The sequence below is a fragment of the Actinoplanes sp. NPDC048967 genome, from assembly GCF_040649415.1.
Lineage (GTDB): Bacteria > Actinomycetota > Actinomycetes > Mycobacteriales > Micromonosporaceae > Actinoplanes.
In genome coordinates, this window is record NZ_JBEZFL010000002.1 from 425,445 (window position 1) to 436,907 (window position 11,463).

The following is an 11,463-nucleotide window of genomic DNA, read 5'->3' on the forward strand; positions in this document are numbered from 1 at the left end:
TCAGTTAATTTAACTAACTGAATGTCTCGCCGACTTCCCCTGCTCGTCAGCGCCCTCGCCCTGGTGGCCGGTGGCACCGCCGTCGCTCTCGCGCCGGATGCGCACGCGGCCGGTGCCGCCCTGTCCGCCACTCTCGTCCGGACGTCGAGCTGGAACTCCGGCTACGGCGCCGACTACGTGATCACCAACACCGGCGATGCCACCGCGACCGGCTGGGCCGTGGAGTTCGACCTGCCCGCCGGCACCACGGTCACGAGTTCGTGGAGCTCGGTGCGGACCAGCACCGGCAACCACCACCGGTTCAGCAACGTGTCCTGGAACGGCACGGTCGCGCCCGGTGCCACGGTCAGCTTCGGCTTCAACGTGGCGGCTCTGGGCGTACCCCTGGGGTGCACGATCAACGGCGCACCCTGCGCCGGCGGCACCGCGCCGACCACCGCCCCGACGCCGCCGGCCACGACCCCGCCCGCCACACCGCCGGCGACCGGCCCGATCGTGGATGTCAGCACCGCCGACCAGCTCAGTGCCGCCCTGGCGGCCGCCCGGCCGGGCCAGACGATCCGGCTGGCCCCCGGCACCTACAGCGGCGCGTTCCTGGGCCGGGCCATCGGCACGGCCGCCGCGCCGATCACCCTGACCGGCCCGGCCACGGCGATCCTGACCAACCCCGGATCATCGGGGACCAACCCCGGCTGCTCGGTGCCGGCCGCGGGCTTCGACCCCGGCTACGGCTTCTGGCTGTACGGGGCTGCCCACTGGAAGCTCAACGGGTTCACGGTGACCGGCGCGGCCAAGGGCATCATGATCGACGCCTCTCCGCACGTCACGATCGACGGCGTCTTCGTGCACGACATCGGCGACGAGGGCGTGCACTTCCGGCGCTCGTCGGCGGACGGCGTCATCCGCGACTCCCGGATCGAACGCACCGGCACCGCCCAGCCCCAGTACGGCGAGGGCATCTACCTGGGCTCGGCCAACTCGAACTGGTCCTGCTACGGCAACACCGGCGGCATCGACGCCTCGGACCGGATCCAGGTGCTGAACAACCGGGTCGGCCCGGACGTGGCCGCCGAGCACGTGGACGTCAAGGAGGGCACGGTCGGCGGCGTGATCCGCGGCAACACCTGGAACGGGCAGGGCATCGCGGGCCAGAACTCGGCGGACTCCTGGCTGGACGTGAAGGGCAGCAACTACCTGATCGAGAGCAACACGGGCACGTTCAGCGCGCCCGGCGTCTTCGCGAACGGCTACGAGACGCACAACCCGACCGTGGGCTCCGGTTGCGGCAACACGTGGCGGGACAACCGCAGCGACCTGGGCGGCGTCGGCAAGTGGGCGATCAACGTGACGTCGACCGCCAAGTGCGCGGGCAACCTGAACGTGGTCCACGCCTCGAACACGGTCACCGGGGCGACCAGCGGCCTGACGAACATCGCGGTCACCCCCTGAGCGGCGCCGGCCCCGCCAGGCCGGCGCCCACCTCAGAGCGCGGTGAAGGACTCGATGCCCGCGGCCTTGAGCACCTCGTCGCGGACGTCCGGGCACTCCGCCTTCGACTTCTCGTCGATCTCGGCGCCCTGCGGGACCGCCCCGTTGCGGTCGTAGAAGTCGAACAGTCCGATGGTCATCTGGGCCATCGCGCCGACCTCACTGCCGACCGCTCTCCACTCGCCGACGTTGTCCTTCAGGTAGCCACACAGGGCCGCCGCGGAGACCGTCTTCCCGGCGGCCGCGGTCTTGCCGCCGGCGTCGGAGGCCGCCCGGGCGGTCGGCGCGGCACCGGCCGTCGAGGCGGCACCCTGGTCGTCGCAAGCGGTGATCGACACGGCGGCCAGGCCGGCCACGGCCAGCAGCACCACGGTACGGCGCGGGGCAAGGCGGAAAGCGCTCATGGAGGCAACCTCTGTTCGGGTCCGGCGTGGCGTGCTCGCTCGCCGTGGTGACCCGAAGTTATCGGCTGGTCACAGCCTCCACATCGCACGTTCGTGCCAGCGGCCTACGGCTCGAACTTGTAGCCCAGACCGCGGACCGTGACGATGAAGCGGGGCGCGGACGGCTCCGGCTCGACCTTCGAGCGCAGCCGTTTCACGTGCACGTCCAGGGTCTTGGTGTCGCCCACGTAGTCGGCGCCCCAGACCCGGTCGATCAGCTGGCCCCGGGTCAGCACCCGGCCCGCGTTGCGCAGCAGCAGCTCCAGCAGCTCGAACTCCTTCAGCGGCAACTGCACCGAGGAGCCGTCCACCGTCACCACGTGCCGTTCCACGTCCATCCGGACCGGGCCGGCCGCCAGCGTCGGCGTCGTCACCTCCGCCGCCTCCGCGCCCTGCCGGCGCAGGACCGCGCGGATCCGGGCGACGAGCTCGCGCGGCGAGTACGGCTTGGTGACGTAGTCGTCGGCGCCGATCTCCAGCCCGACGACCTTGTCGATCTCACTGTCCCGGGCCGTCACCATGATGATCGGTACGGCGGAACGCTGCCGCAGCTGCCGGCACACCTCGGTGCCGGACATCTCAGGCAGCATGAGGTCGAGCAGGACGATGTCGGCGCCGGTCCGGTCGAACTGCGTCAGGGCCGAGGTCCCGGTCGCCGCGACCGACACCTCGAAGCCCTCCTTGCGCAGCATGTACGACAGGGCGTCGGAGAACGACTCCTCATCCTCGACCACGAGCACGCGAGCCAATGGGGGTTCCTTCCTTGAAGGGCGGCCTGGTCAGGCCGAAGGGAGCCCGGCCGGGCCGGACTCGATCTCAATCGCCGCCGGTAACGGCAGGGGGGTTTCCGGGGGGCGCGCCGGTAGGCGCAGGGTGAACGTCGAGCCACCACCAAGTGTGCTCGACACCTCGACACGGCCGCCGTGGTTGGTGGCGATGTGCTTGACGATGGCCAGGCCGAGGCCGGTGCCGCCGGTCGAGCGGGAACGGGCCTGGTCGGCCCGGTAAAAGCGTTCGAAGATCCGGTCGACGTCGTGCGGGGCGATGCCGATGCCCTCGTCGGTGACGTCGATCTCGATCCAGTCGTCGTCCTGGCGCATGGTCAGGGCGACCTTGGTGTCCTCGCCCGAGTAGGCGATCGCGTTCTCGACGAGGTTGGTGACCGCGGTGGCCACCTGGCTGTCGCTGCCGTACACGGTCGCGCCCTTGGGACCGGTGTAGACGACCTCGATGCCCTTCGCCGACGCCGTGGTGCGGGTGCGGTCGACGACCTCGGCGATCACCCAGTCCAGCGCGACCGGCTCCGGGGCGGGCAGCGGTTCGGCGCCCTGCAGCCGGGTCAGTTCGAGCAGTTCGTTGACGAGCCGGCCCATCCGGGCGGACTCGTGATGGATGCGCTCGGCGAACCGCCGGGCCGCGATCAGGTCCTCGGAGCGGTCCGCCAGCTCGGCCTCGGGCAGCTCGGTCGCGTCGAGCAGCGCCTCGGCGAGCAGTTGCAGCGCACCGATCGGGGTCTTGAGCTCGTGGCTGACGTTGGCGACGAAGTCCCGGCGGACCCGGGCCAGCCGGTGCGACTCGGTCACGTCCGCCGCCTCCACCGCGACGTGCGTGGAGTTGAGGGCCACCGCGCGCAGATGCAGCCCCAGCGGCGCCTGGGCCCCGCCGGCGCGGCCGCGCGGCAGGTCGAGCTCGACCTCGCGGCGCACGCCGGTGCGGCGGACCTGACCGGCGAGGGTACGCAGGATCGGATGGGCCGCGATCGTCCCGGGAGCACCACCGGAACGCAGCAGCCCCATGGCCCGCGCCGCCGGGTTGACCAGCACCGGCTCGTCCTCGGCGTCGAGCACCACCACGCCGACGCGCAGCGAGTCCAGGCTCTTGCGGCCGAGGCCCTTCATGCCGTGCTTGCCGAGGCGCTCCTCGTCGATGTCGATCTTTCGTCCCCCCTCGGTCGACCGGGCCGCGGCCGGCTTGCTGCGGGCCGCGGTGACCGGCGGCCCGGTCCGGCCGCGCCGGGACAGCACGAACCCGGCCACCCCGCCGAGGGCGAGGGCGACGAGAACGAGGGCTGTGCCGAACACCGGATCCACGCTGCGATCGTAGGGTCATTGTTTACCTGGACCGTACGGCTAACCGGACAAAACCGGCGCGCTTCCAACAATGTTCACCACCAGGCCCGGCGTCGTTCACCGCCGTTCATGTCCAGGCCGCCGCACCCGCCTAGCCTGGGCCCCGCGAGTCCAGCTCAACCCGGCTGCCACCGGTTCGCCGGCAGCCCCGAACCCCGGGACGAAATCATGCGCGAGGAGTTTCAGGCCGACCTCACCGAGGTCAGTCGCCTGCTGGTGACCATGGCGGAATCGGTCCGCGCCGCGATGCGCAAGGCGACCACCGCCCTGCTCAAGGCCGACCGGGAGGCCGCCGACGCGGTGGTGGCACGCGACGCGGAGGTCGACGACATCTACCGCCAGGTCGAGGCCAAGGTGGCCGACACCATCGCCCGGCAGGCGCCGGTCGCGTCCGACCTGCGGATGGTCATCACCGCCCTGCACATCTCGGCCGACCTGGAGCGGATGGGCGACCTGGCCGAGCACGTGGCCAAGACCGCCCTGCGCCGGCACCCGTCACCGGCGGTGCCGGCCGAGCTGCGGCCCGTCTTCCGGCAGATGGCCGAGGTCGCCGACCGGATGGCTGACAAGATCACCACAGTCCTGGCCAGCCCCGACGCCGACCTGGCGGCCGAGCTGGAGAAGGACGACGACGCGATGGACGATCTCGAACGCGACCTGTTCAAGATCCTGCTGCACGACGACTGGCCGTACGGGGCGGAGACCGCGATCGACGGCGCGCTGCTGGGCCGCTTCTACGAGCGGTACGCCGACCACGCGGTGAACGCGGGCGAGCAGATGATCTACCTGATCACCGGCAAGCCCGTCCAGCACTGACCCGAAGACACGAGAAGGCCGGGACGCCACGGGGGCGGCCCGGCCTTTCTGCTGTCAACGGGCGGGAGGTCAGCGGCCCTGGTTGGCGACCGCCGCGGCGGCCTCCTTGGCGACCTCGGGGTCGAGGTAGGCGCCGCCGGCGGTGACCGGACGCAGGTTCTCATCGAGGTCGTAGCGCAGCGGGATGCCGGTCGGGATGTTCAGCCCGGCGATCGCCTCGTCGGAGATCTGGTCGAGGTGCTTGACGATGGCGCGCAACGAGTTGCCGTGCGCGGTGACCAGCACGGTCCGGCCGGCCAGCAGGTCCGGCACGATCGCGTCGTACCAGTACGGCAGGGCGCGCAGGAGGACGTCCTTGAGGCACTCGGAGCGGGGCTTGAGCTCCGGCGGCAGCTGGGCGTAGCGCGGGTCGGCGAACTGCGAATACTCGTCGCTGTCGTCGATCGGCGGCGGCGGGGTGTCGTACGAGCGGCGCCAGAGCATGAACTGCTCCTCGCCGTACTGCTCCTTGGTCTGCTTCTTGTCCTTGCCCTGCAGGGCGCCGTAGTGGCGCTCGTTGAGCCGCCACGACCGGCGCACCTGGATCCAGTGCCGGTCCGCGGCGTGCAGCGCGATCTCGTTGGTGCGGATCGCGCGGCGCAGCAGGCTGGTGTGCACCACGTCGGGCAGCAGGCCGTGCTCCTTCAACAGCTCGCCGCCCCGCCGGGCCTCCTGCTCACCCTTGGCCGTGAGGTCGACGTCGACCCAGCCGGTGAACAGGTTCTTGGCGTTCCACTCACTCTCGCCGTGCCGCAGCAGCACAAGGGTCCCCACAGTCATGCCCTCCATCCTGCCGCAGCCCCGGCCGGCGCGTGCGCCGACCCTCAGTGGCGACCACCACGTGGAAACCCGGCTGCGCGGCCAGACGGCGATCAGTAGGTTGTAAGGCTGTAAGAGTGTTGCGGTGCTTACGGGGGTCAGCGTGCGCGGGTGGTTACAGCAGGCAACGGGCGGTCTGCCACGACAGTTCTGGTTCCTCTGGACCGGCACCCTGATCAACCGCCTGGGCGCCTTCGTGGTGATCTACCTGGCCATCTACCTGACCCAGGCCCTGCACTTCAGCCAGAGCCAGGCCGGACTGGTGCTGGGCGCGTACGGGGTGGGCGGGGCCGTCGGCACCATGGCCGGCGGGGTGCTGACCGACCGCTGGGGCCGGCGTCCGACACTGCTCACCGCCCAGTTCGGCACGGCCGCCCTGATGCTCGCGCTGGGTTTCGCCGAGGGCTTCTGGCAGCTGGTCGCCGGGGCTCTGCTGCTGGGCGTCTTCGCCGAGGGGGTCCGCCCGGCGTTCCAGGCCATGATGATCGACGTCGTGCCGGACCGGGACCGGATCCGGGCCTACTCGCTCAACTACTGGGCGATCAACCTGGGCTTCGCCAGCGCGGCCATCCTGGCGGGATTCGCCGCCCAGTTCGACTATCTGCTGCTGTTCGTCGTCGACGCCGGCACCACCCTGGTGACCGCCGTGATCAGCCTGATCTTCCTGAGCGAGACCCGGCCCGCCCGCACCGCCCGGCCGGCCGGTGCGGGCCGGACCCGCGGCGGCCCCGGCCTGGGCACGGTCTTCCGCGACCGGGTGTTCGTGGGCTTCCTGCTGCTCAACTTCTTCGTCGTGCTGGTGGTCATGCAGCACATGTCGACGCTGCCGATCGCGATGAGCGCCGACGGCCTGAGCCCGGCCACGTTCGGCTGGGTCATCGCCATCAACGGCCTGATGATCGTGGCCGGCCAGCTCTTCGTCCCGAAACTGATCGACGGCCGCAACCGCACCCGCGTGCTGGCCCTGGCCACCCTGATCCTGGGCGTGGGCTTCGGCCTGAACGCCTTCGCCGGCACCGTGGCGCTGTATGCGGTGTCGGTGGTGATCTGGACGCTGGGTGAGATGCTGCAGGCGCCGTCGAACTCGGCGCTGATCGCGGAGCTCTCACCGGCCGCGCTGCGCGGGCGCTACCAAGGGGTCAGCTCGCTGTCCTGGTCGGCCGGATCGGCTCTGGCGCCGATCGTGGGCGGCGTCGTGCAGGAGCATCTGGGCAGCACGGTGCTGTGGCTGGGCTGCGCCGGCATCGGCATCGTGGTGGCGGCGGGGCAGATCGCGTCGGGCCCGTCCCGGGAACGGCGGGTGGCCGCCTTGCTGCGGGACCGGGCGGTTTCCGCGGCGACGCAGCCGGTGGCGCCGCCGCCGTCCACGGGAGAGGCCCGGCCCGACGAGGAAGCCACGCCGCCCCCTATCGCCGCGGAGACAGTCCCCGTTCCGGCCCGCGACTAGTGAGCGACTTGGGCCGGCACTAGTGGCTCACCAGCTCGGCCGCCACGAGCTCCTTCAGGTCGACATGCGGGAGCAGGCGACCCGCCGCGTCTGTGCCGATCTTGACCAGTGGCCCGTGCTGGAACACCGCGCCCGGCGCACCGGAATCGTCCCGGGCAGGTTCCTCCCACACCGATTCCTCGATCGCGTGCAGCCCCGGGACCACGAAACCCACCAGCTCTCCGCCCGGCGTGTCCACCAGCAGCACCCGGGCCGTGGCCGGATCCGGCCGCCCGGCCAGGCCGAGCAGCGTGGGCAGGGACAGCAACGGCACCGACAGCCGCCGATGAGTGAAGACGCCCAGCAGCGCCCCGCCGCTGTCCAGCGGAATGATGTCGGCCGGGTAGGGCAGGATCTCGGTGATCTGGTGCAGTGGCGTCGCGGCCTCCCGGCCCACGCTGTAGGTGAGGAACTTGCGCACGCTCGGGACGACCCGGCGACCGTCCGGACTCTCCGTCTCCGGCCGGCTCACCGTGGCCGGCGGCGCCTGCTTCGAGTGCCCCTTCAGCGGGACGCCCAGGCTGCCCAGCGCGTCCAGCTCGGCGTCCGCGCGCAGCGCCGCGCCGTCCAGCACCAGATGCTGACCGCCTTGCTCCGTCCGCAGCACTCCGGTGAGGAAGCCGCCCTTGTGCATGCCGACGGCGGGCAACGGCAGCACGTCGCCGGCCGGGACGGTGATGATGTCCGCGATGTCGGAGACCATCAGCACCACGAGGCCGCGGGGCATCGCGAGCACCAGACCCCGTAGGTTCTGGTCGTCGGGCACGCTGCCCAGTCCGAACAGCCGCAGCGGGTCGACCACCGGGACCGCGTTGTCCTGTAGGTGCACCACACCACGGCAGGTGGCACCACCCAGCGGCGACGCGTGCACCGTCAATCGCGGGACCACCGAGTGGACGTGGCTCACCTCGATGCACAGGCCGATCGGGCCGCACCCCAGCAGCAGCACCGTCCGCTGGGAGGCATCGGCATGCTCCCGGCCGGCCCCGATCGCCACACCCCGCGGACCGGTGTCGCGCACGATCGGAACGCCCGGCAGCCGGGTGATCGCCCCGGCGTCCAGCAGCGACACCACCTCGCCGTCCTCCGGTCGCTCGAAGGTGTGCGAGAGCAGCGCGGGGCCGCCCCCGGCCACCGTGGTCTCCAGCAGCGCTCCGGAGCTCACCCGGGTGACGCCCTCGATCTCGTCGGCGAGCAGTCCGAAGAGCCGGTCGTCGACGACCACGATGACGATCACCTTGCCGTCGGGGTTGCCCTGCGCATGCCCGGCCAGCCGGCACAGGTCCAGCACCGGGATCACCACGTGCCGCAGGTTGACCGCCCCCAGCAGGCCGGCCGCCGTGGCGGGCAGGGGGCTGAACCGGGGCGGTCGCACGATGACCTCGCGCAGTTCGTCGAGCGGCAGGGCCACGCGGATGTCACCCGCGCGGAAAACACCGAACAGTGCATCGGTCGTCATGGCTCAGCGCCGCGATCCCTCGGGCGCCATCGCGGCATCGGTACCGATCAGGTCATTGATCAGATCGTGCACCGAACGCGACGCGGTCTGCTGGCGCTGGGTCGAGGCGGCGATCTGTTTGATGGACTCGCTGGTCGAGGCCACACTCTTCAGGATCTGCCCGAACGCGTCCTGGGCGCGGTGCGACACCGTGGCGCCCTGGCCGACCCGGCTCGTCGACTCGGTGATCAGACGGGTGATCTCCCGGGCCGCCTCGGAGGACCGTTCCGCGAGCCGCCGCACCTCGCCGGCCACCACGGAGAAGCCGACGCCGTGCTCACCGGCCCGGGCCGCCTCGATCGAGGCGTTGAACGCGAGCAGGTTCGTCTGTCCGGCGATCTCGCCGATGACGTTGACGATCGCGGCGATCTGGTCCGAGGACTTCTCGATCAGGTCGATCGCCTCGATGGACTTGCGCAGTTCCTCGTAGCCCTCCTGGGCGTTCTGCTGGGTCTCGCCGGCGAGCGTGCTGGCCTGCTGGGCGCTGACGGTGATCTCGTCGATCGACCCGGTGAGCGCGTTGATCGAGTCGCTCATCTCCCGGGTCTTGGCCGACAGCAACTGCTCGAGCTGCACCTGGTCGGTGATGTCGTGGGCGTACTTGACCACCTTGTACGGCTCACCGCGCATGTTGTAGATCGGGTTGTAGGTGGCCTGGATCCACACGTCCCGGCCGAACTTGCCGACCCGGTGGAACCGGCCGCTGAGGTACTCGCCCTTGCGCAGCCGCAGCCAGAAGTCGCGGTACTCGGCCGATGTCACGTACTCGCTGTCACAGAGCATGCTGTGGTGCTGGCCCACCAGTTCACGGGCCGAGTAGCCGAGGGTGCGCTGGAAGTTCTCGTTCGCCAGCAGGATGTGGCCCTCGAGGTCGAACTCGATGACCGCCTGCGCCCGGTTGATGGCCATGTCCTTGCCCTGGTACTCGGCGTTGCGCAGCTTGTCCTCGGTGACATCGGTGGCGTACTTGATCACCTTGACCGGCCGCCCGTCCAGATCCAGGATCGGGTTGTAGGTGGCCCGCAGCCAGACCTCCGCGCCGCTCTTGGTGATCCGCTTGTACTCACCGGAGAAGAACTCGCCGCGGCTCAGCTTCTCCCAGAACGCCTGGTATGCGGGGGTCGTCGCCTCCTCCTGCTCGACGAAGACCCGGTGGTGCTGACCGGCGACCTCGTCCCGGGAGTAGCCCATCAGGTCGAGGAAGTTGCGGTTGGCGTCCAGGATCCGGCCCTGCAGGTCGAACTCCACCACCGCCTGGGCCCGGTCGATCGCGGCCACCTTGCCCTCGTACTCGGCGTTGCGCAGCCTGGTCCCGGTGACGTCCATGGCGTACTTGACGATCTTGTACGACCGTCCGTCCAGGTCGAGGATCGGGTTGTAGGTGGCGCGGATCCACACCTCCCGCCCACCCCGGCCGATCCGCTTGTACTCGCCGCTCGCCACCTCGCCGGTCCGCAGCCGCTCCCAGAGGCGGTGATATTCGGCGCTCTCGGCGTACCGCGGCTCGCACAGCATCCGATGGTGCTGACCCACCAGGTCGTCCAGGGCGTAGCCGGTCAGCGCGAGAAAGTTCTCGTTGGCGTTGAGGATGATGCCGTCGAGGTCGAACTCGATCACGGCCTGGGCCCGGTCGATGGCCGCGTACTTGCCCTTGAGCTCGGCCAGCTGTCGTCTGTCCTCGGTGATGTCGTAGGCGGTGACCAGGAGCAGCCGGCCCTCCGGCGGCTCCGGGGCCTCGGACGCGGGCTCGACCGGCCGGCAGTTGAGCCGCAGCCAGCGGTGACCGTCCGAGTCGTCGAGAACCTCGATCACCTGTTCCGGATACTCACCGGCCCGGGCCGCGCCGAGCATACTGTCGATCACCGAGCCGGGAGACCGCCACAGTTTGCTCAGCCCGACCCCGACCGCGTCCTCCGCCGACCGGCCGATCAGCGCGCAGAACTGGTCGTTCACCGCGACGACGACGCCGGTCCGGGCGCGGATCGTGGCGATGATCCGCTTCTCCAGCAGCAGGGCGAGCGCGGTCCGCTGCAGGGCGGGGTCCGAGGCGAGGATGGAGGCGGGCTGGGCCATCGATGCTCCTGGAGTCGGCCGAGTTGGTTCTCGCCTCCCTGTTCGGCGGCTGATCACATCCGCTGAGTCGGTTCGGAGCTTTCCGTGTCCGCGGAGCGTTGCCGGGGTAGCAGTAGTCGGCAGACGTTACCCCCTGATGTCCTGAGAGAGGATGGAACAGCGTGGCTGCCACCAAGTCCGCCAAGAATCCGACGGCGCGTAACGACACTCCCGACACCCCCGATGTGCGGGAGGGTGCCATCGCCAAGATGAAGGTCGCCGAACTGCGGCGGAAGCTGCGCACCCACGGCGTCGAGAACACCGCCGATCTCAAGAAGCCCGAACTCGTCAAGAAGCTCATCAGGGCCGATGTCTCCGCGACCAAGGCCAGGAAGAGCACGACGAAGAAGAGCACGGCGAAGAACGCCAAGAACCCCACCTCCGGCAACGACACCCCGAACACCCCGGACGTCAGCGAGAGCGCCATCGCCGCCATGAAGGTCGACGGTCTGCGCCGCCGGCTGCGTAGCCACGGCGTCACGGACACCGCCGACCTCAAGAAGCCCGAACTCGTCAAGAAGCTCATCAAGGCCGAGGTCTCCGCGACCAAGGCCAGGAAGAGCACGACGAAGAAGAGCACGGCGAAGAACGCCAAGAACCCCACCTCCGGCAACGACACCCCGAACACCCCGG

10 protein-coding genes are annotated in these 11,463 nt (G+C 70.3%); 4 read left to right on the forward strand and 6 right to left on the reverse strand.

All coding sequences use genetic code 11. The features are described 5' to 3' along the window. The first annotated feature begins 21 nt into the window (after nucleotides 1-21). Nucleotides 22-1,449, forward strand: a complete 1,428-nt coding sequence (locus AB0C12_RS08685) for a cellulose binding domain-containing protein (RefSeq protein ID WP_360545668.1) — start codon at nucleotides 22-24, stop codon at nucleotides 1,447-1,449. Nucleotides 1,450-1,481: 32 nt separating this feature from the next. Here the strand turns inward: AB0C12_RS08685 and AB0C12_RS08690 are convergent, their stop codons facing one another. From AB0C12_RS08690 to AB0C12_RS08700, 3 genes are all read right to left on the reverse strand, one after another. Then, nucleotides 1,482-1,892: a hypothetical protein gene (locus AB0C12_RS08690; RefSeq protein WP_360545670.1), complete on the reverse strand. Its 411-nt coding sequence runs from the start codon at nucleotides 1,890-1,892 to the stop codon at nucleotides 1,482-1,484. Between the two features lie 104 nt (nucleotides 1,893-1,996). After that, entirely contained in the window at nucleotides 1,997-2,680 is a 684-nt protein-coding gene (locus AB0C12_RS08695) for a response regulator transcription factor (RefSeq protein WP_212986497.1), read from the reverse strand. 30 nt (nucleotides 2,681-2,710) lie between these two features. Next, nucleotides 2,711-4,012: an ATP-binding protein gene (locus AB0C12_RS08700; RefSeq protein WP_360547076.1), complete on the reverse strand. Its 1,302-nt coding sequence runs from the start codon at nucleotides 4,010-4,012 to the stop codon at nucleotides 2,711-2,713. A gap of 216 nt (nucleotides 4,013-4,228) precedes the next feature. Here AB0C12_RS08700 and phoU point away from each other — a divergent pair, with 216 nt between their 5' ends. Further along, complete coding sequence (gene phoU, locus AB0C12_RS08705) at nucleotides 4,229-4,876, forward strand: phosphate signaling complex protein PhoU (protein WP_360545673.1); 648 nt, start codon at nucleotides 4,229-4,231, stop codon at nucleotides 4,874-4,876. Nucleotides 4,877-4,945: 69 nt separating this feature from the next. Here phoU and AB0C12_RS08710 read toward each other — a convergent pair whose 3' ends face one another. Next, nucleotides 4,946-5,704, reverse strand: a complete 759-nt coding sequence (locus AB0C12_RS08710; RefSeq protein WP_360545675.1) for a phosphoglyceromutase — start codon at nucleotides 5,702-5,704, stop codon at nucleotides 4,946-4,948. Nucleotides 5,705-5,837: 133 nt separating this feature from the next. On the opposite strand from AB0C12_RS08710, the gene AB0C12_RS08715 reads away from it, so the two are divergent. Continuing rightward, nucleotides 5,838-7,181 carry an MFS transporter gene (locus AB0C12_RS08715; protein ID WP_360545677.1) on the forward strand — a complete coding sequence of 448 codons (1,344 nt, stop codon included), beginning with the start codon at nucleotides 5,838-5,840 and terminating at the stop codon, nucleotides 7,179-7,181. A 19-nt stretch (nucleotides 7,182-7,200) separates the two neighbouring features. Here the strand turns inward: AB0C12_RS08715 and AB0C12_RS08720 are convergent, their stop codons facing one another. Both AB0C12_RS08720 and AB0C12_RS08725 read right to left on the reverse strand, forming a co-directional pair. Continuing rightward, a complete protein-coding gene (locus AB0C12_RS08720) occupies nucleotides 7,201-8,679 on the reverse strand; it encodes a chemotaxis protein CheW (protein ID WP_360545679.1) in 1,479 nt (492 codons plus the stop codon). A gap of 3 nt (nucleotides 8,680-8,682) precedes the next feature. Further along, nucleotides 8,683-10,791 (reverse strand): PAS domain-containing methyl-accepting chemotaxis protein, encoded by a 2,109-nt coding sequence (locus AB0C12_RS08725; RefSeq protein WP_360545681.1) that lies wholly within the window; start codon nucleotides 10,789-10,791, stop codon nucleotides 8,683-8,685. 161 nt (nucleotides 10,792-10,952) lie between these two features. Between AB0C12_RS08725 and AB0C12_RS08730 the strand changes: the two genes are divergently transcribed. Continuing rightward, a partial coding sequence (locus AB0C12_RS08730) for a HeH/LEM domain-containing protein (protein WP_360545683.1) occupies nucleotides 10,953-11,463 on the forward strand: 511 nt, incomplete at its 3' end.

Excerpts from the sequence above, each read along its gene's own strand:
- AB0C12_RS08685 (WP_360545668.1), top strand. The coding sequence starts at position 22 with ATGTCTCGCCGACTTCCCCTGCTCGTCAGCGCCCTCGCCCTGGTGGCC.
- AB0C12_RS08690 (WP_360545670.1), bottom strand. The coding sequence starts at position 1,892 with ATGAGCGCTTTCCGCCTTGCCCCGCGCCGTACCGTGGTGCTGCTGGCC.
- phoU (WP_360545673.1), top strand. The coding sequence starts at position 4,229 with ATGCGCGAGGAGTTTCAGGCCGACCTCACCGAGGTCAGTCGCCTGCTG.
- AB0C12_RS08710 (WP_360545675.1), bottom strand. The coding sequence starts at position 5,704 with ATGGAGGGCATGACTGTGGGGACCCTTGTGCTGCTGCGGCACGGCGAG.
- AB0C12_RS08720 (WP_360545679.1), bottom strand. The coding sequence starts at position 8,679 with ATGACGACCGATGCACTGTTCGGTGTTTTCCGCGCGGGTGACATCCGC.
- AB0C12_RS08725 (WP_360545681.1), bottom strand. The coding sequence starts at position 10,791 with ATGGCCCAGCCCGCCTCCATCCTCGCCTCGGACCCCGCCCTGCAGCGG.